The organism is uncultured Methanobrevibacter sp. (assembly GCF_902774605.1).
In the GTDB taxonomy this organism is placed as follows: domain Archaea; phylum Methanobacteriota; class Methanobacteria; order Methanobacteriales; family Methanobacteriaceae; genus Methanocatella.
In genome coordinates, this window is the sequence record NZ_CACYJE010000027.1 from 1 (window position 1) to 21,934 (window position 21,934).

Annotated in this window: 10 protein-coding genes; 2 read left to right on the top strand and 8 right to left on the bottom strand. The window is 38.4% G+C overall.

Annotated elements, in window-relative coordinates; all coding sequences use genetic code 11:
• Positions 1-149 precede the first annotated feature (149 nt).
• Positions 150-293 (bottom strand): hypothetical protein, encoded by a 144-nt coding sequence (locus tag QZU77_RS06345; RefSeq protein WP_295601729.1) that lies wholly within the window; start codon positions 291-293, stop codon positions 150-152.
• Here QZU77_RS06345 and QZU77_RS06350 point away from each other — a divergent pair.
• Together QZU77_RS06350 and QZU77_RS06355 are read left to right on the top strand one after the other, a co-directional pair.
• Positions 277-471, top strand: coding sequence for a hypothetical protein (locus QZU77_RS06350; RefSeq protein ID WP_295601732.1), 195 nt, complete (start codon positions 277-279; stop codon positions 469-471). The two genes, QZU77_RS06345 and QZU77_RS06350, sit on opposite strands and share 17 nt — an antisense overlap.
• 15 nt (positions 472-486) lie before the next feature.
• Positions 487-633 carry a hypothetical protein gene (locus tag QZU77_RS06355; protein ID WP_295601735.1) on the top strand — a complete coding sequence of 49 codons (147 nt, stop codon included), beginning with the start codon at positions 487-489 and terminating at the stop codon, positions 631-633.
• A gap of 95 nt (positions 634-728) precedes the next feature.
• On the opposite strand, the gene QZU77_RS06360 is transcribed toward QZU77_RS06355, so the two are convergent.
• From QZU77_RS06360 to QZU77_RS06390, 7 genes are all read right to left on the bottom strand, one after another.
• Positions 729-1,118, bottom strand: coding sequence for a nucleoside 2-deoxyribosyltransferase domain-containing protein (locus tag QZU77_RS06360; RefSeq protein ID WP_295601738.1), 390 nt, complete (start codon positions 1,116-1,118; stop codon positions 729-731).
• A gap of 165 nt (positions 1,119-1,283) precedes the next feature.
• The gene (locus QZU77_RS06365) at positions 1,284-7,820 is read right to left on the bottom strand and encodes an Ig-like domain-containing protein (RefSeq protein ID WP_295601740.1); all 6,537 of its coding nucleotides are present in this window, start codon (positions 7,818-7,820) and stop codon (positions 1,284-1,286) included.
• Positions 7,821-7,965: 145 nt separating this feature from the next.
• Entirely contained in the window at positions 7,966-13,521 is a 5,556-nt protein-coding gene (locus QZU77_RS06370; RefSeq protein WP_295601742.1) for a right-handed parallel beta-helix repeat-containing protein, read from the bottom strand.
• A 308-nt stretch (positions 13,522-13,829) separates the two neighbouring features.
• Positions 13,830-19,070, bottom strand: a complete 5,241-nt coding sequence (locus QZU77_RS06375) for a hypothetical protein (protein WP_295601744.1) — start codon at positions 19,068-19,070, stop codon at positions 13,830-13,832.
• A 253-nt stretch (positions 19,071-19,323) separates the two neighbouring features.
• Positions 19,324-19,485 (bottom strand): hypothetical protein, encoded by a 162-nt coding sequence (locus QZU77_RS06380; protein WP_295601747.1) that lies wholly within the window; start codon positions 19,483-19,485, stop codon positions 19,324-19,326.
• 48 nt (positions 19,486-19,533) lie between these two features.
• Entirely contained in the window at positions 19,534-21,198 is a 1,665-nt protein-coding gene (serB, locus tag QZU77_RS06385; protein ID WP_295601750.1) for a phosphoserine phosphatase SerB, read from the bottom strand.
• Between the two features lie 12 nt (positions 21,199-21,210).
• The gene (locus QZU77_RS06390) at positions 21,211-21,759 is read right to left on the bottom strand and encodes a TATA-box-binding protein (protein WP_295601753.1); all 549 of its coding nucleotides are present in this window, start codon (positions 21,757-21,759) and stop codon (positions 21,211-21,213) included.
• Between the last annotated feature and the right edge of the window lie 175 nt (positions 21,760-21,934).

Here is a 21,934-nt window from a genome sequence, read left to right on the forward strand (position 1 = left end):
AGGAATGAAAGAAATCATATCATCTCTCATCGAATCAGGAACACCACTAACAGAAATCTCACAAAAAACCGGCAAATCCATCAATGAACTCAAGGAAATCCTTAAAGGTTAAATTTTTCTTACGCATCTTTTTGATAGAAACACACCGACTAGACCAGCTCTGCAAGCTCCACAGCCTTAAAGGCCACACCAATCCTTGATTTGATTGACATCAATTCCAGTATAGGAAAAGAGGAAACAGCACCATTGGCATTTGACGGCGCTCCGGAGTTGTCTGTGCAGCAATTAACCATCCTGAAGCCGTTGTCAAGTAAGAAAAATTACAGTTTCCTATCTTGCAATAGGAAAATACAGTTAAATGCAACCGCATTGCTTGATGAAAACAATTCAAGCGTTTCAAAATTGTTCATTGCCACTTGCTCCAGTGATTGCAACTATGCCTGCAAAACAACCAAAACCACAAAATGTTAAAGGTGACTGCATGACATGAAGCGCAGATGGAACTGTCGATACGACCATCAAGCAAAAATAATGGACAATAAAGGAAATTGCATTGAAGAAAGAAAACTTACATTTACTGCCAACTGGAAACAATATAACATGGCCGCTGAGAGCAACGATATTGCCGTGTGAACATTTCAGCTACCAGTCGAAAAAATACAACATCAAAAAAAACCGGTAAAAACGTGACGAGAAACCTTAAAGCCATAGCTTATTTTTTTAAAACACTAAGCATCATTCAAAAAACGTATAACATCATCCAAATCGTCAAGGACAACAGCGCCATTGCCCCTGATCATTTTTTTAACCTGGTTCAGTGACTTCACCTGACACTCGCTCCAAGTGCTGCCGTCATCCTCATCAAGGACGCAGAATATTGTCTTTTCAGGACACTTGTTGCTTGCATCAACCGCCTCCGCTATGGAGTAGACGCCAGCCATCAGGGGAGTGATTACAAAAAGTAGCCAATCGCAGATTTCCTTTTCATGCTCCTCATTAAGTACATCCTGCTCGCTCCACTCGTCAACGACGGGATTGAAATAGTCCATGGTGATTTTGCCTATGACCTCGTCGCGCCACAGGGAGCCGTTTATTGTTCCGCCTAAAAAAACTTTCATGATTAACTATTGAACTTGAAAGAATATATATGCACCACATGACATTTGATGAAATGGCAGAATGATTTGAAAAAATAAGATGAATGACCAATTAAACAATGCAAGAATAGTGTTGCCATTGGTTTAATTAATCATATAAAGTGAATTCTTGAAAGAAATTTCAGTCTATTTTTTGACAGTGATCCTGCTTGTGATTTTGGATTTGCCGTAAATTGATTTGATCTTGTATTTGCCCACTTTCAAATTCTTAAGTTTTATTGTGGCGAATCCTTTTTTATTTGTTTTAGCCACGTATTTCTTTCCCTTAAATTTGAATGTTATTTTTTTGCCCTTTAAAGCCTTTCCCTTTCCATTTACAAGTTTAGCCTTGAATTTTATGACTTTTGATTTTTTCTTGGAAATGCTTTTAGCGGTCAATACCGGCTTGACAGTGATCTTATTAGCCACTGAATAGCCTTTATAAGTAGCAACAATTGAGTATTTCTTAGGTTTCAATTTGATCTTAAAGCTGGCATATCCCTTAGCGTTGGTTTTTACCTTGTATGATTTGCCGTTGACTTTAATATTTACAATCTTGCCGGCACCGACCGGTTTTCCATCATCGCCTATTATCCTGACCTTGTAGGACTTGCCATTGTTGAAGTACATGACCACATTCTTATTTTCAACAATTGAAGGCAGTATCTCAACATTGTTTTCAATGTATTGGCCAGTTACCGGGTTAATGGCTGTCACCAGATACTTTCCCGGTTTCATGTTGAAATCCAGACTCAATCCGCCATAACTGTCGGTCCTGTACACGTACCGGTATCCGTTGATGATAATGTCCACATCACGATTAACCAATGGGGTGCCATTGCCATCCAAAAAGAAAGCTTCATAACAGGAGTTGGAATTTATTACCTTAATCAGGCCATCTGCAAAGAGTGTTGAAATAATTTCCAGATTGTAGCTTGCATATAATCCGTCATAAGGATTAACAGCAGAAATTACATGTTTTCCCGGATTTAAATTTAAATCAAACAGGAATTTGCCATCATCATTGGTGACTGCATAATAGTTCTTGCCGTCAATGCCTATTATGAAGGGAGTGTTGTTTATTGGCCTTCCAGTCCCATCAACAAATGATATTGTCAAATATGGAGACTCGCCATAAAACTTAATCTCATCACTGCCTGAAAGCGTGGATAAAACTATTATCCTTGTCTTGTTGAATGAATTTTCACTTTCAAAAGCCCCATAATAATAGCATTCAACATCATAAACGCCGGGAACCAGATTAATCTCCAATGTTATCCACCCATTTTCATCAGTTGTGCAGTTATAAATGGTGTTTTGAAGCATTACTGAAACGTTATTGCCCACTATAGGGTTCAATAGTGAATCCACCAGTCTCGCATGGAATTGAGTGCCGTTCAAATAATATTTCACCAATGGAAGGACATACAATATTGTTGATTTTCCTGAAATCAGAAGTTTAGAAGTCACAGAAGACCTCTTATAATCCCCATCGCCTTCAAACACTGCCCTTATTTCATAAGCATCTGGGGACAAATCCCGATTCAAATAAGCCCTTCCCGCATCATCGGTGATTGCATCATATTCCTCTTTTTCGATGATGAACTTGACAGGTTTGTTTTTAAGCAGTGTTCCGTTAACGTCACTTAAAACAATGAAGTATTCAGTTGAGTTGAATAATTCAGCATCACCCCCATACATGACGCTTTTTGTTTTATTGTCGCTTGATTCGATGATTATTGTATTTACCTCGCTGGAGGACAGGTAGAATTCATTGCCCTCATAATCAATATTTATGAGATACTTGCCGTACTCCAGGTTCAAGTCAAAAACGATTCCCCCATCATTATCGCTGAATCCGGATTTGTTCAACACTGATTCACCGTCAAATGTGTAGATTCTAATGGATATTTTGGATGATGGGATTCCATTGCCTAAAATATCATTTAAAGCTATCTTGAAGTGGAGGGTTTGATTATCAAGTGAAGCCTCATCATTGGAAATGATTGTTGATGAGGTCTTATCCGAATCAACAACCAACACCCTGGAGGTACCGTTGGATGAGATGTAGTTCGGATTGTCGATGCCATATGAAATCATGTGCTCGCCAACGTCCAGGTTGAGGAATAATTTTCCAATTCCCTCAGTGTTTGTGGTTATATTCTGCTTTTTGCCGTCGACATTCACATTTATCTGCATGTTTCTTATCGGTGAATTGTTGATGTCCCTCAGGGATATCTCGAATATCCTGGATTCGCCCCTATTAATCACCATGTCCTTTGCAATTAGTTTTGTTGGGGTTTTATATATGCTGATCTTGTTTGACCCGGATGCGAACAATCCGTAATAGTCATTGGAGTACTTGTAGGTGACATCATACTCGCCGGGATTCAGTGTGATTTTCAGCCTGGCAAGTCCGTATACGTCAGTGTCGAGGTTATATGTGCTTGACCATGTTCCGGTGGACAGTGTAACGGCTATTGTTTTGCCGTATTGGCTGTATGCATTAGGGTCATTGAACTTGACTATGAAATACTTGTTTTCGCCATAGTATTGGACAAGGTCGGATGCGTTAATGAAGATGTCTTTTAGAACCGCATCATTGCTTACAACAATTGTTGCGGCGTTTGTTGAATCCTCATACCATAGGCTGCCATTGTAATCCATTGTGGCGAGATAATTTCCCTCAGGCAAATCAATCTTGAATGATGCTTCCCCGTTTCCGTCACATTCCAGTGTGTATTGCCTTAAAAGCTCCCCTTTAAACAGGCTCAATGTTATTTTCTCCCCATTGATTCTTTTCCCGTACATGTCGCTTAAAACGACAGTGTAAATTCCATCGGCAGGTATTGTTGAGTGATGGAATCCTGAAATGATTGTTAAAACCTTTTCAATCCTCACCACGCCATCAGAGGCTGAGGAGCCGTAGACCTCATCGCCAACATATTCCGCATGAACATTGTATGTTCCCGGAAGATAATTGATGGTCAGGCTTGCAACGCCCATCTCATTGGTTTTTAACGTGAACCTGTCCGTGTTTTCCCCCTGAGTGATTGTCAGGTAAATGTTCTCGTCGACTATCAAATTACCATAAACGTCCTTCAAGGTGACGTTATATGGATTGCCCTCACCATACAATGTGACATCCGGAACGATGAGTGTCGTGTTAACCGGAAGCACGCTGATATGTGATGTTGAGTTGCTGTAAGAATACCATGAATCCCCCATGAATTCAGCCAATACCTGATATTCGCCAATGTCTAAAGTGAATACGATTTCGCCCACGCCATAGCTGTTGGTGTTGACTGTTGAAACGAATGCCTGGCCTTTGGAATTGACAATGGTGAATGTTAATGTGAAATTAGTTAACTTATTATCGTTTTCACCGCTTAAAATTGCACTGAACCTGTTGGTCTTGCCGTAATAGGTGTGATTGTATGAAATCAGGAAAGTCGGTGATATTACCACTTCAACACTTGCACTGGCTGATGATTTGGTAAAGTAGCCGTTTCCCAGGTATCCGACATTGACCATGTATTTTCCTACAGGATAATCCACATTGAACTCGGCGCGCCCGTCATCATCGGTCACTATTGTGAAGGTGTTTTTCAACCCGCCCTCATCAATCACATCAACGACCAATGTCTGATTTGATATTTTAAATCCGTTCACATTAACCAGGGAAATTGAGTACTTGTTATTTTTTCCCTTAAAGACCTTGTCGTCAATGATTATTTCCGTGTGGGTGTTTCTGACATTGACCTCTAACTTTTGATTGTCAATTGTAGCGTATGCCTTGAAATCCAAATTGAAGTTGCTGTTGAGAATGGCCAATGCAACCCCGGCGTGCAAAATTGTTTTTTCGGGTGAAATTTCTCCGTTGTCTATTTCAAATGACACTGTTCTTTTGTGGATGAAACTTGAAATCCTGCGGACATTGCCGTTATCGTCAATGCATTGTGTTAGGGAAGCCCTTATTTGCTTGTTGGATGAGTATTCCAAAGACATTATAATCCAATCTGACACTGTTAATGTGCCGAGGAACTTGTAAATCTTATCGGAGTTCGGCTTTTGATTGTCTCCCCACCAATTTGTGGAATAATCAACGTCGCCTGAAGCTGAAAAGATATCATTGCCCCCGTATTTTGCAGTGTTGTTTACAAATACGCAGTAATGCACTTCTTTCGTATTGGCAACGGCGCCTCCAAATGCGGCCTGATTATACTCGAATGATGAGTTCACAATCAAATCGGCTGATGCGATGCCCTCTCCAACAAAGGCTCCGTCACCGTCCTTGTAGAGATTGGTGTTTTTTATGAATCGAGAGTTGGATATTTCATTCGCCTTAACCAATGCGCCGCCGGAATAGGATGTTCCGGTGTTTTCAATGAATACTGTATTGTTGATGTTTTTTGCATTGGCTATGGGGCCGTCATTTCCTGCGAATGTGCAGTTGTTGATGAATCCGTTGAATGAATCATAATCATCATGAATTAAAAATCCTGTGCCGCTGGTTGAGTATCCCAAATTAGTTCCTCCAAACCTGTTGTTCTCAAATATTGAATTTTCAACGTATGCGTAAAGGCCATATTGTTGGGAATAGCCTGAAGGGATACCCAATAATGAACTTGTGGAATAATAGAATGGGTGCAAATTAACAATTCCAATTTTATTGTCTTTGAATTTGGAATCGTATATCTCAATCGATGAGGTTACCGGGAAAATGCAATTATAACTTTCAAGTCCGGATATCTGATAGTAATTGGTGAACTTTTCAAATTCAGTGTTGAGCACGAATGATCTGGCAGAGCCCATCATGGCTGATCCTTTAATATCACTGAATTTACTGTCCTCGATTACGACGCTGCCCCTGTTTTCAACCCCGGAAACAGCATATATAATTGCTTCTGAGGTAATGTTGGTGAATGTTGAGTTTACAATTCTTAAATTGCCTCCGGAAACGTGGAAAATGGAATCTGTATACTCCCTGTTGCTCACTTGGAAATCGATGTTTTTAATTGTTAGGCTTCCCCATTCCTTTATATTGAACATGACGTGTGAATTGGCCCTTACAAGTGCCGGTCCTCCAATGCCGATGATGGTTATGTTCTTATCAATCACCACATTGGAATTGGCCTGGTTTTTATTGATTCCGCCCAATATACATATTGTATTTCCGTTTCCGATTCTTGAAACTGCATACTGCAATGTTAAAAACGGTTTTTCATAAGTTCCGTCTTCAGGACCGTCATGGCCTTCCGGAGAGAGGTAATAGGTTGAATTGGAAATGCTATTTCCAATGTTGAGAACCATCCTCTGGCGGTCGACAATCGCATAGGCCTTGCCGTCAACGGTGTTTGCAATCAGATGATTGGTTGTTGAGCCAATTAGAGGCTTGTAATCTGATTCGAATTTGCCGCTTTGGGCTTCAAAGCTGACATGCCTTAACGGCAAGGATTCTCCGACTCCAAAGTCATGAGTGTTGGTGCCGTCGCTCCATTTGTTTAAGCTTACAATGAATTCTCCAGTTGGATTGATTGGTATTGATGCATTTTCATATTCGAATGTTGCAACCGCCCAATAGCTAACATTGTAATTTTTAAAATAGGAAAGGGAAGGCCCTGAATTTATTCCCCACCAATTGTATGGGGCATATAAATTATCATACTTTCCCCCACCATACATGTTTCCAAGAATGGCACAGTATGTTATGTTTAGATTGTTGTATCCGGATGAAATGTCGCAATTGAATGTGTTGTGGTATGATGTCAAGTTACAGTAATGAATGGAAAGGCCAATTATGGATGATGCTTGATTGAAGCGTGAGCCTGTAATGTTGATGTTCAGATTTCTAAAGCTTACACGATTGTTAATTTCCGAATTTGTTATAGTTACCCGTGCATCGTCAATGTTCAACTGGTTGATTAGTGAATTGTCTATGAGAATGTCTGGTGTTTCATATGATACGTCATCGTAATTGCTGTTGGAATCAAGTTCGTCGATGCGGGAATTTGCCATGTTCAGGTTCTTGTAATTGTAAACTGTTGCGGAAACGTCAAGATATGAATTTACAGGTGTTGATGATAATTTTGAATCTGCGATTGTGCAGTTTCCGAGATTGGTTACTGCCTGAGCCATGTTCAACGCTTTTGAGTTTGATATGGTTGTGTTGGTTAATATTAGGTTTTTCTGATTGAGAATGCATCCGAATATGCCTTCGATATTGTTGAATGAGCATTTATCTATTTTTAAATCCCCATTATTATTTATAATGGCCAGTTGTGAGTAATCATTTGTATATCCGTTTATGAATCTGATGTTTTTTAGCGTGAGTGATGTTTTAGGCATTATCTTAAAAAATGAGTACTTGTTTTCGCCGTCAATGACCACATTGCCCCTACCTTCAATGGTCAGGTCCTTACTTATGGTTATTTGAGTATTTGAACTTCCCTTGTATGTTCCCTCTTCCAGAATTATTGTGGAATCGTTTAAGGATGAATGAATTGCCTGATTCAATGATGAGTATGGGGATTGTTCGCTTCCGTTTCCTTGCCCATCCGCATTTGCATTGACATGTATCGGACTTGCCTCATCCAGACAGTCATCCAAGTCAGATGCAATGTGAGTCAGGTTGTCTTCAGTTGCACTGGCTGATGCAATGGATGACATGAATATTAAAATCATGACTAAAATAAGAAATCGCTTATTTAAAATTAAAAACACCTCTAATTCATTATTATTTTATAAAAAATCAATTACTTATTATTTTGAAAAATAAAATATAAATAACTTTTTATAAGTTATAAAAAAAGAAAAAATAAGAGAAAGATCAGTACTCCTCTTCCTCTTTATCATTGCGCCTGTAGCCGATTACAAGCAGCATCAATGTAGTCAATGCCAAAGCTATGAAAATCATGAATGATTGGTCGTCACTTAACATCTCCTCGATTTTTTCGTTTATCTCATAGGATTTGGCTACACTTTCGCCTTGCTGTGAATCAGCCGAGCTGCTGCCGTCGCCTTGGGAGCTGGATGAAATGGCTGCGGCATTTGATGTCATTCCGATAGATTGCAAATTCGGATTATAAGTGGAACCGTTGGTTTTGCTTAAACTGTCCCTATTCACATCGCCATCCGCTCTTGAATCAACAGATGAGGATGGCTCATCCGTATTCGCATTTCCCTTAATGTTTTGACCATTATATGAATTGAAGCCTAAAGAGCCATAAGCTCCATTATGGCCGTCTCCGATTCCCCCATAACCCCTGTTAGAACCGTCGCCTTTTCCATCATATCCCCAGTTTCCGCCTTCGGGACTTATCGAGGATTTGGTGGATGCACTGGATCCTGTTGATGCAGGATTAGGGTTTTTAGATTTTCCATCACCGTTTCCATTGCCGCCATCATCATCATTTGAACCTGGATTGGTGGTTTCAGGCCCGGAGATTACAGGGGACCAGTTAATCCATTCCCTGTACCAAGGTCTGAATTGGCTTTTTGAAACCGCCCATACGGAATCATCAGGTCCGCTGCGCCCATTGTTAACGCCCCAATAATTGTGGGTCATGTCAATTGAGTATGAGCTGCTTGATGAGTGTATGGTATTTGATGAAGGCGCCACATTGCCTACAATGTTTGAATCATGCATTACAACATTTACTGTTCCAAAGTCAAATGCTCCACCCCTGTTTAAGGCCTTATTGTTGGATATGGTTGAATTGTAAATATTCAGACTATCCCGGATATGGCCGTAATAGGAGTATGAATCATACTGCAGAGCGCCACCATAGCGGGCTGAGTTATTGGATATAATAGTCCTCATGATAATGAAGTTTTTAGACAGGTCCAAAGCTCCTCCACTAAGGCCTGCAATGTTTCCGGTGAAAACGGAATCTAGAATTTGACCGTCATTTGCCTTTGCATATATTGCACCGCCATTCTCGATGGCCTGATTGTTGTGGAATCTTGAATCGGTAACATAAAACTTGTTGAATGTTCCGTATACAACTCCGCCATCGTATCCTCGGGTGTATGGGAATGAACTTAAATCATTGTCGCCCAGTGAACGTCTAGTGTCATTAGCCCTATTGTTTATGAATGTGGAGTTTTTAAGTTCCAAATCAATTTTTGAGACATAATTTGATTGGGAGTTGAAGCTATCAGCAATAGCCGCCACCACCCCTCCATAGCTGGCTGAGTTATCCTTAAATTCTGAGTTTTCAATCATCAAACTGGAATTTGTATAAATTACTCCACCGAAGCCTATCGGAGCATTGCAGATGGATTCGACCTGATGGGAGTTTCCATCATAGAGTGACCATCCGGTTGTGTATAGTCTCAATGCACAGTAATCAATTGTTTTTAGTGCAGTGTTGTTCTCGAACAATGAATTCTGGATTGCTAAAGGGTTTCTGGTATTGGTATATATGACTCCACCATGAACACCGGCATTATTATAGAATACGGATGAATCGATGAGGGTCTTGCCAAAATCAGCTATGGCTCCTCCCCAATGCCCAAGATTGTTGTGCAATGATGATTTTGAAATTATCAATGTTCCCCTGTTCAATATGGCTCCTCCCACACCTGTGTTTCTGCAGTCTTCAGTGAAGGCATGGTTGATTTCACCGTTATCCTCATAGGTTATGTTTTCCCATACCGGATGGGAATTGTCATAGAATGATGAGGAATTGCATATTACTGAGTTTTCAACGATTAACTGACCGTTGTTAATGAATGCGGATCCTCCATCAACATTATGAGCATTCCTAATCTGAAGGCCGTTAACGGATAAAATTCCTGTTTTTCCAATGTTGAAGAGTTGACTTTGGTTTGCATCAATTATGACCTTGCCCGGATTGACTGAGACGAGGAACACCTCCTTGTCAACATTGATTTTAGATTCGGTGTAGGTTCCGTCATGAATATGGATTGTTGAATGATTCAATGCGTTTTGAATGGCTTTTGATATGCTTGCATATGGTTTTTCCTTGCTTCCGTCACCATTCACGTCGCTTCCATTTTCCATTGAAACGTAAATGTCGGCGGGAGTGTTGGAGTGTACTGTATCATATGGTGCGCTAACCGCCCCGTCAGCGATTCTCAATCCATTGGAGCTTATCAGATAATTTTTAATAATGACATTGGATAATCCCTCATCTGATTTTACCATGACTGCATAATCGTCACTGCTTTTTGAAAATGAGACTATGCTGTTTTCGGACACCTCGTTTGATATTGATTGTCCTTCAAAATAGATTGCTGCAAATTCGGTTCCATTTAAAAGAATATCATTCCCATAAATCTTTCCACCATTAACGTTTGAACCCTTATATGCGACAACGGATGAGCCTGCACTGGTTATTTTATTTTCAGAGATTTCATCTGAATTGGAATTGAGAGAATTTACAAAGACCACGTCCAGTGCGGTTCCCATCATGGTGTTGTTTTTTATCCGGGTCGAATAGCTTCCAGCCATATTGACAGCGGAAATTCCATTTGAGGTTATGTTGAACTGATTGGATTCAATTACAGTTCCCCTAACATCATTAATGCTGAGTGGACTTAGCGCTGTTGCATTGCATGTAACGGCATTGCTTATGAACTGATTGTTTTTACCTGAATTGATGCTAAGTGCTGTGTCTGACAATGAGTTGTTGTAAATCATCACTTGTGATGCGCCATTTAGCTGGATTGTTGAGCTGACAAATGAAATGTTCACGATTCTGGATCCTGATGCATTTTTACCCATTTCAATTGTTACGGTTGCAGGGATTTTCCTGTTGTGGGAGGATATTGTTAGCTTTTGATTGATTCTTAAAATCTGATTTTTGGTTAGATTGTAAAGCAGCAGGACATCATCCTGACCAATCATACCCTCGCGCAGCTCGCCGTCGTCATTGAAGTAGACATGATAGTTGTCATCATCCAAAACATGATAGTTTCTGGATTCCTGAATCAAGCACTCTTCGGTTAGGTTTATTTGAGAAATCGGATTGTTTGAATTGGCATGTATTAAATTATCCTTGATTAGTGTATTGTTAGTGTTTTTGATTATTGCTATGGCTGAATTTCCTATGCCCAATACGTCATGGCTTCCGTTAACATTGGACAGGTTGCCTGCGAAAACTGACAGGGAATTGTTCACGATTGAGATATTGTTTGAAGAATATACACCAATTCCGTAAATTCCATTGCTTTGACCATGCAATTTATTATTTGAAATGGTTGAGTTATCAATCATGTGGAATTCTATCATGTATGCCATTTGCTTTGAGTGAATTATAATATCGTTGAACGAGACATTCAATCCGCTCAGCCTTCCGACCACATTGGCAAAGGCCAATCCATATGAACAATCATCAGCCATGATGTTGATCTTGTTTGAAATGAAATCACTATTGGAGAGCATGTCAGTGTATAACGCTTCACAAACCCCGGATGAAATCATTATGATAGTGTTATCCTTAATCAAAGCGTCATTAGACAATACGCCATTCAAACCTGTAGAGATGGCGGAGATTGCATAGGTATAATCCAATTTGGAGTTCACATAAATATTGTTCCCGACAATGTTTAAGTCATCGCAAACTCCCCTAATCAGGATTGAACTGTCATCCGAACTTCCCTTTTTAAATATTCCAGTAATGTTGTTGCCGGTAATGTTTACATTCGACACCTGATTGAGAAGTATGGCCTTTCTGCCATTGTTAACAAAATTGAATCCTTCGATTGAGGATTCCTCAGCATCGCCCTGCAATGTAATGGTTACATTGTAAAGCAGATTGCTTCGCTTGTTGCTAATCAGTTTCACCTTATCTGAAAAAATTAGGTTCTTGTTTGTCAGGAACGTTAAGATTATGACCCTGTTACCCTCTAGGGAGTATTTGAAATTGCCTTCACCGTCAAAATACTTATCATAATTGGCATCATCGATTACAATAGCTGTTGACTTTAAAATAACCCCATTTACGATATTGTCTTCCTCAGTATTGGATGCTTCATCGGTAATCTGCTTAAAGATGCCTGTTGAAGCATTTGTAGTGATTGAATTATCCTTAATGGTGGTATTATATACCAGGCCAGTTATGTAAACGCCATAACCGTCGCTTGTAATCCTATTTGAAGTGATTGAATTGTTGAAATACCCTTTTCCGACGGACCCTGCAGGAATGGAAATTCCATAGTTATTGGTTGTGATGACATTGTCATTCACTGAATTAGAACTGCCGACAACAGATATTCCGGAATCATGATTGGTGGTGATTCTATTTCTGTAAACAGTTGATTCGTCTCCTTCAACTGATATGCCCACACCATATCCGGCAATATTAATGGTATTGTCATGTGCTTCAGAAGTACTAACATATAAAGCAAAGGAAACATCCTTGAATGTTATATTGTTATTCTTAACCTCGCAATTTGAATCTGAAGAACCGAAAACAGATATTCCACTGCCTTGACTGTCCCCAAATACTGCATTGTCGCTGACTGTGAGATTATGCCCTGAAACAACAATGCCCGCAGCACTATTGTTCACCACATTGCCGTATACGGAAAGGTTCCTCCCATTGAGATTTACACCGAATGATCCTTTAATAATAGTATTATTTGCAACAACCGTGCCGTCATGGTTATCGTAAGTCATCTGCAAGATTATTGACATCGGCAAATTACAAAAGCCCTTCAGATGGTTATAGGAAATTATGTTGCCCAGACATAATGGAGACCCAGAATAATCGGCATGACCAAACGGATTAAAATAGATCAGGTTTGTAACTGACATCTCCGAATAAGACAAGACCTCCAGGCTATTATGGGATATCAGATTGTAATGTGATTGACCCATAATCATTACAGAGGAAACGTATGTCTTCATGTCATTGTAAATAATCCTATTATTACTAGACCAACCCATCGGCATAGCATAAACTCCTCCAGTATTTGCAATTCTGATTGTATTGTATGCTATTGTATTGTTATTGGATTTTGTTAACCAAATTCCATGCAATTGCCCTACATTGACTCCGAAAACTTTTAAGGTTCCTTGGGTATTATTGATAATGAGATTTGTTACTGTTGAACCGTCACTGCCCTGAACCAAATGAATAAACCCATTGGATATTACATCACCCTGAGATATTGGCATGATTGTTAGCTGACGGTCAATGACAAAAGCCCTGTTTGAAATATTGCCTATTTTTAAAGTATCCCCACTTGAGATTCCTGACCCCTCAATGATATTGCCGGTTCTTGCATTAAAATAATTATCATAATTATCCTGCGTGATTTCTACTGTTTTGCCGGAGCCAAGAGTGACATTGGATGCTTCATTAGCAATCGCCTCATCGTTTATGGAATTATCCTGATTTAAAACTTCATGCAAATAGGCATCATCAGCACTTGATAAAATGATGTCTTGGTCGAATTCTGTTTCATTATCGGATGCATATGTAAAATTTAGCGATAAACAAATAAAACAAATAATCATCAGCGAAATTAATACTTTCCTTCTTATACTTTTCACCTCCTTTATGCCCAGTTACTAAAGTATAGTCAAATAACTTTAAAAAATAATCGACTATATTATAACTATTCGAGTAAAAAATATTTAAATTTTATTAAAAAGTGGATGATTTAGTATAAAAAAAAGTATTTAAAAAAAAATAAAAAAAATAGAGATTGATTCAATCCCTATTTTCTAACTTTAACGATGGTTTTAGCAGATTTTTTACCATAAGTAATTTTAACAGTGTATTTTTTACCTTTCTTAAGTTTTTTGATGACTTTCTTCTTGATGGTAACTTTAGCTACACCTTTTTTGTTGGTTTTTGCCTTATAGGTTTTGCCTTTGAACTTGAACTTAATGACTTTGCCTTTAACCTTTTTGCCGTTGATTTTCAAGGTTGCCTTAACGACAAGTTTCTTGGCGGATTTCTTGATCTTAATGGTTTTCTTAACTGCTTTTAAAACTATTTTCTGCTTAACTACAGGTTTGACAGGATTGGATTTTGATAATGACACATTATAGGATACTGTTTCACCAGTTACTGGGTTGACAACAGTTACATTATGCTGAACTCCTTCAGCTCCAATTTCAGCCTTAGTCAATTTAGCAACACCATTGGCATCGGTTTTCTTGGTGACCTTTTTGCCGTCAACAATGAAAGTCACATCAGTATTTGCTAAAGGTTTGCCTTCACTGTCAATTAATTTGGTTTCAAATCCATTGTCGCCGTTAACAACTGATTCATTGCTGGAAGCAGGATTGGTTGATTTGACAACAATATTTGCAGTGGCGTTTGTAGCATTCAAGGTTACTTCAGCAACATAATTACCAACAGGCAAGTCCAAGTCAACAAGAGCTGAACCGTTTGCATCAGTGGTTACTTGTGAAGCATTGCCGTTGATTACAACAGTGAGTGTTTCACCTGATAAGAGGGTTCCTTCACCATCGACAACTGTAATGTTTAGTTTCTGAGATCCCTTATAGTATTTTTCAACATCATTGACCCTGATGATAATGTCAATTACTTTAACATCGACATTTACAGGTTTGATGAAGTAGGTATCGTCACCCATATAGTAAACATTGGCAGTGTAATTTCCAACAGCCAATCCTGGGATGGTGAAGATAGTTTTATTTCCAGTTGCAGGTGCTGAATATTCTTTTCCATCAATAACAACGGTAATGTTGTTTTTTAAGCCTTCCGGATTAGCAACTTCCACAACAACATCCTGACCAATATGAACAGGTTTGGAGGTTGCTGAAATTTCTGCAACGATTCTTGTCAGGTTGACTTGTTGGCCGTCAACAGTGGCGTTGATGTAGAAACTGTCTGAACCTGCCTGTAATGGAATATTCACATTGTTTGAAATGACTCCTTTAGCATCTCTTAAAGTTGCATTTACAGCATCGATGGTGAATTCCCTAGGATACATTTCACCGTCATAATCAGTTACGTTTTCGCCATCGAATGATTTGAAGGCTAAAACGGCGCTGCCATCTTCAGTTGTGTTTAATGTTAAAATCAACCATGTGTCTGGGTGAGTTTCGACATTTGATGCCTTATAGGTAGGTTGCGCATTGCTTCCCCACCAGTTATCGTTCAAGTTAATCACTGAGTTTGCGTGTTTTGTCAAGGTCACTGCTTCATCTGCAAAGTAAGAATCGGAAATTGTCACTTCACCTGCAAAATTGGTTCCAGTGAATAAATTAGTCAGGTTTTCAAAGTATGATCCTGTGACGCTTGCATTCATCTGATTAGCTATAGCAGTGTTCAAGTTTAAGAATTTAGAGTTGATTATCACTAAGCTATCTGGAGCATAGGTTGCAGAGCCTGATGTGGATGTAACACCAATGTTGGTTGCCACACCTGCTGAAGGTCCTGTGTATGCCTTGTCATTACCGTCTATGGTTACATTATCCATGAATAAATTACCGGATGAAGCGATGGATATGACCATTGCAGGATTGTTAGCATAGGTGTCACCGTTTTCAATGAGTTCTAAAGGTGCCTTACCTGATCTTGAGATAGTGGAATTTACAATAGTTATATTGCCGCTGCCCCCAATTGCGAATGTGTTACCGGACCATCCATTTACACGCATTGAATCCTGGATTAGAGAATTGTAAATGAAGAGTTCACCATTATTATTGTAGAAGTCAGCATACATTTTAGCATGGTTTGCGATGAATTGGGAATTGTCAATAGTTGTTTTACCGGTGTTGTATACGGATGCACCGTTGCTTGAATCACCATTGTTGAAGAATCTGGAATTGATGATTTCTAACTCACCAGCGTTATTGATTGCTCCACCGTTGTTACCTGCGTTTTTAATAAATTCGACAGAGTCGATTTTTAAAACTGTGCCTTTTTCAGTAACGATCGCTGAAGTTTGAGTATTTTGAGCCTTATAATTATAGTTGATTTCAGATACTGTCATGTTAGCTAATCTGAGAACGCCATTACCTCCGCTCAATAGTTTAATGAACCATGTTAATTTTGTAGCGTTACCGGTTATGATGGTTTTGTTTATTCCATCACCGATTATGCTAATGTCCAATGATCCGAATATTGTGAGGTTGACGTTGCCTTCACCGTAGTGAGTGCCTTCTAAAACACGGATGGTGATTACTTTGGATTGTTTATATCCACTGTTTAAAGCTGCTCCAATTGTATGGAAAGGTTTTTCTAAGCTTCCGTCGGCATCGGAATCGTTACCTTTTTCAGATACGTATAATGTAACATTGTCTTTTAATGGGTTTAAAGTAACGGTTACAGTGGAATTGACATATTTGGTGTCGTCGCATGCATCATTGTATTCACCGGACAGGACAAATGAACCGTCTTGTGTGAATCCTAAGTAATCCAATGTGGCTTTACCGTTTACCACATCTGCAACACCCATATAGGAACCGTTGAGATGGAAAGTTATGGCTCCTCCGCCAATGATTGCACCTGACTCATGAGTCACATCAGCACTGACAGTGTCCTGCAATGTTTTAGTGGACAGGTCATTGAATGTTACTGTGATGCCTGACAGTTCAGTTATGAAATAACTAGCGGATGTGGATGGGGTTATGAAAATATCCTTACCGTTTACTGCATCGTTGTCTTTAAATGTAACATCAGTTAATATTAATTCGCTTAATTTAATAGAATTTGAATGAGTAGGAGTACATATTGCTCCACCATTGCCGTTAGCAGTGTTGTTCTCGAACAGGCAGTTTATTAATTTTGCGCCATAAAGTCCTAATGCTCCACCATTGCCGTTAGCAGTGTTGTTGATGAATTTTGCATTTTCAATTATGACGGTTGGATTGTCTCCACTTGGAGAGAATAAAACTGCACCATAATTTTCATCAGCATGGTTGTTTGTAAAAGTATCGTTTATGGAGATTATCTGATTTCCGCTAACATAAACTGCACCGCTGCTTCTAGTGGCCTTGTTATTGTCAAATGTGTTGTTTATACTTCTGAAATTTCCTTGAACATATAATGAGGCCGCACCTGAATAGCCAGTGTTGACCATGTTAATGAACTTGGAATTTTCAACAATTGTCGCTTCATCACTATTTGCTACAGCTAACCAGAAATTACCTGTAGCGGATGATGTGATGTTTTCAAAGTAGGAATCGTATATTTCCCCATTATAAATCTGGAAGTTTGCTGAGTTAGTCCAACGTACGTTTCTTAATACAACATGTGAAGGATTGGTGTTTGCACGAAGTGACCTTACATTATCCACTATACAATCTTCAATAGTGATTTGGCGAACAAAGAAAGAATTGGAGCCAGCTAAATCCTTGATTGATAGATTTTTCAACATTACCTCAGTATGTTGTCCTGAGGTTAAAAACATGTTGTTTCCATTACCGCTGATTACAACATTTTCCTTGGACTCACCAATAATGGCGATTTTAGCCACATTGCTGTAGGATAATGCATAGTCTCCTGTTTCATTATATAAACCGTTTAAAAGATGAACTGTCACTATGACATGATTTTCCAATCCATAATCAAGAGCATGCTTGATGGTTTTGAATGGCTTGTCGGCTGAACCGTTACCGTCAGTGTCATTTCCGTTTGGGGAAACCCATAAATCTATTGGAGAGTGGTCGAAATCTACGGTTAATGTTCCATTCTCAACAGTGGATCCGAAAGGATTAGGAGTGGTGGAATAAGTTGCAGAGAATCCTCCAATATCATGTTTTCCATTTTCTAATAATCCGGATACTGATAATGATGCCACACCATTGGTTGCAGATGCTTCACCATATCTTTTACCGTCAATATAGAATTGTACTTTAGCGTTCCTAACAGGATTTCCTGAATCATCACTAACAATAGCAGTTAATTTGAAAGTTGTGCCGTTTACATCAACATCATTGAATTTTACAAATGCATTGAAATCAGTGTTACTGTAAATAAGTCCGTTTTCAGCAGTGCAGCCGGTGAACTTATTGTTTTTTAAGTAGGAATTTTGAATGAACAATATTCCATTGGATCCTGTGTGGGTACAATTGTCAAAAGTGTTGTCTGTGATATTTCCAATGTTTGCATCGTTATTATATTTAACTGTCAAAACAGGAATATTGGACATCGGCATGTTTTTAAAAGTATTCTTCCTAATGATAGACATTCCGCTTTGCATGTCGACTGAAGAAGCAGAAGCCCAACTGCTAGTTGCTGTTGAATTTTCAAATTCGTTGCCTATAAGTGTCAATAAGTAATTTTGGCGTGAAAAACAAACGTCCGCACCGTTATTAGCCTTATTGTTTGCAAATTTAGAATTTAAAATGGTTAAGTTATTAACCGCATTCTGATAGATTGTACCATATGAGGTTGCCTCATTGCTAATGAATTCACAATTGTCAATAGTTAAAAGACCGCCATTTGCAATGGCAGCACCATTACTGTTTTTACCGTGGGTGAAAGTAATATTTATCAATGTCACTATTGAATCTTGACTGATTGACTTGAATATTGGTGCCTCGTAATTAGCATCAATTATAGTTTTTCCATTTCCCTTACCAATGATGATTAAGCTACCACCATTTGTCTGGTGAGCCAATGCGATAGTTAAATCTGTATTGTTCTCACCTGTGAAAGTTCCTTCACCTAGATAAATTGTTGCTTTTTGAGATGCATTCACCTCAGAAATGGCCTTATTTATTGTGGCGTAAGGACTGTTCTGATTACCTGCTGCAGAATCTGACCCTGCATCATCAACATATAATGACTGGCCATTGTCTGAAGCAATATCATTGCTGTCTGAATCTAACTTGTTTGTTTCAGGGCTTATGGATATGGCATCATCACTGTCTGCGCTTGCCACATCATCGATTAAATCATCCTGTGCACTCACTGCACCGAATGACAAGATAGCCAATAAAACAATAGTTAAAACCATAATTTTATTAAATTTCAATTTAACTCTACCTCTCTTAAATAAAAAATAATTTGTAAGTATTCAATTAAAATTAAATACATTATATATTATACTTAAAATAATATTTAAAAGTTATCAAATCATATTGAAGAGAATTTGAAAAAAATAAACCATCAAACAGAATATCAAAAAAAATTTTTCAATAAAAATAAAAATGACTTACGCAAATTCAGAAAAACAAAATAAAATATGAATACTATAAAAATAGATTATTAAAAACAAAAAAAATTAATTACTCTTTTTTAGAGGTCAATTCCTCATCATAAAAACGGTAAAAGTCAGCGCAGAAATCACAAATCGGATACTTGCCGTTACGGTAATAGGCCAGATCCGCCTTGTTCATGTCAAACTGCTTACCGCAGATAAAGCAGGTTTCAATCTTTTCATCAGACATGCTAAAAACCTTAAAAAAAAGAAAAGTGTAAGGTCAAATGTATTACATTTAACCTATGTTGTATTTTTGCAAGAGTAAAATCTCTTCTGTAGAGACTTTTCCACCTTGTTTGAATTTCTCGAAGATTTCTTCAGCTCTTTGTTTTTCTTCACGGTTCTTGTTTGCACCGGAAGATCCTTTGTTATCGGATTTTCTGCGTTTAGGTTTGTTGGAACCTAATTTCTTGTTGATAACGTGGATGTCGCTGAGGATTGCTTTGAATTCTTCATGCTTGTCGGATGCGTTTCTGCGTGCTTCGATGAATTTCTTGTGAGCATCATCTGCTGCAGTTCTGATGTCATCGGTTTTTCTGAAGTATTTAAGCATTTCTTCGTGAGCTGCTTGAGCTTTTTCGGACAGTTCAATGACTTTTGCATGTTCTTCTTCGGAAACTTTCCTGAGTTCTTCAGCTTCGCCTTTTGCAGCTTCGTCCTCGTGGATTTCCATCAATTGTTTTCTTAAGTCATTTGCGTTTTTAACAAGTTGGTTTTCTTTTTTAATGTCGAGTACGCGAGTTTCAATGATCTTATCAATCTTTTTAATCTCGTTTTCGATTTTAATCTTGTTACGTTTGCCGGAATTCCATTCAAGGTTTTTGATTTTGGAATTAGCTTCGTTACGTGCTTTTTTAGCTTCTTCAACTTGTTTGTTGATTTCATTACGCTCATTTCTGTATTCGATAGCTTTGTTTAAGTTTTCCTTGAGGGATGCGTTTAATTCATCTCTGATTTTGCGTTGTTCTCTAGCTATCTTGTTGAATTCTTCTCTTTCATCTGCGACTTTGGAGATTTCAGCTTCTTTTTCATCTTTTTGTTTTCTTACACCTTCCATGGTGTCAGCGAGAACGAATTCTTCTTTTGGAGCTTCCTCTTCAGCAGGTTCTTCTTCAGCTTCAGCTTCTTCAGCTTCTTCTTCTGCTTCAGGTGCTTCCTCTTCTTCGGCGTCATCTTCAACTGCTTCTTCAGCTTCAGCAACTTCCTCTTCAGCTTCTTGAGCTTCTTCTTGTTCGTCTTCTACAGTTTCTTCTTCAGCATCATCAGTGGTTAATTGATTAAGGATTTCGTCTAAGACTTTTGTCAAGTCTTTTTCTTCTACTACTACATCAGCTATTTCCTTTACGGAATCTTTTGCATTGAATGCGATTCCGCAGCCTGCTGATTCAATCATGGAAATGTCGTTAGCGCCATCTCCAACAGCAACTACATCTTCAAGTGCAATTCCTGCTTCTTCGACGTGGTCTTTAAGTACATCAAGCTTGGTTCCGGATACTAAAGGACCAGTCACTTCACCAGTTAATTTACCATCTTCGACTGTGAAACTGTTAGTGTAAACTGCGTCAACTCCGAGTTTTTCCTTGATTTCATCAGCCACTACATCAAAACTACCACTAATAATAGCTACATCAATTTCATTTTCTTTCAAACCATTGATGGTGTCTTCAGCACCAGGCATTAATGGAAGTTCACTAGCAACTTTTTGGATTTCTTCGATTGAAGTTCCTTCAAGAAGTTGAACTCTGTCTTTAATAGAAGTTTCAAAGTCTATTTCACCTTGCATAGCTTTTTCTGTGATTGCAGCTATGTCTTCTTCAACATTTGCTAATTTTCCTATCTCATCTATTGCTTCACCATCAATAATAACGTTATCTAAGTCAAATACTACAAGTTTAATCAATAATACCACCAATTATATTAAATCTAGCTCACTTAATCTGTCGTAAGCTCTTTCGACGCCTAATTTAGCGTCACTTTTGGTTTTAGCGCCGGTACATACGACCTTACCAGAACCAAATAATAATAAAACCACTTTAGGATCAGATAACCTGTACACTAAACCTGGGAATTGTTCAGGTTCGTATTCAGTGTCCTCTAATTCCAAAGCTACTGCTTCTAAATTTAATGTGGATTCAAGGTTTGCAGAAGCCACAATGTTTTGAATTTTAATTTCAAATTCTTCAGGAATATCAGTATCAACTGACCTCATGAGGCCGACAGTCTTCTTGATTGCTGTTTTTGAATCGTCGATAGACTTAGCGCCGGTACAGACTAGCTTTCCTGAACTGAAGATCAATGCCGCAGTTTTAGGGTCTTTAAGTTTGAAGACTAGTCCCGGAAACTGTTCACGATTAAAAGTAACATCAGGTTCTAAAGCTTGCTTTACTTCGGAAAGGTCAATGTCTTTACCAATACTTGCAGAAGCTACAATGTTTTCAATTTTAATTTCAACATCGGTCAAATTTAAAACCTCCAATCAATTATTAAAAGAAGTAAGTAAAAATTAAGAAAACAAAAAATTAAGTCAAATTTTTACTAATTAAATATATAATTTAAATAGTATATAAAGGTAGTGATTATCGGAACAATTGCCGAATTTTTAAAAGAAATCGAGAATAATAAATTTATCCTATAAA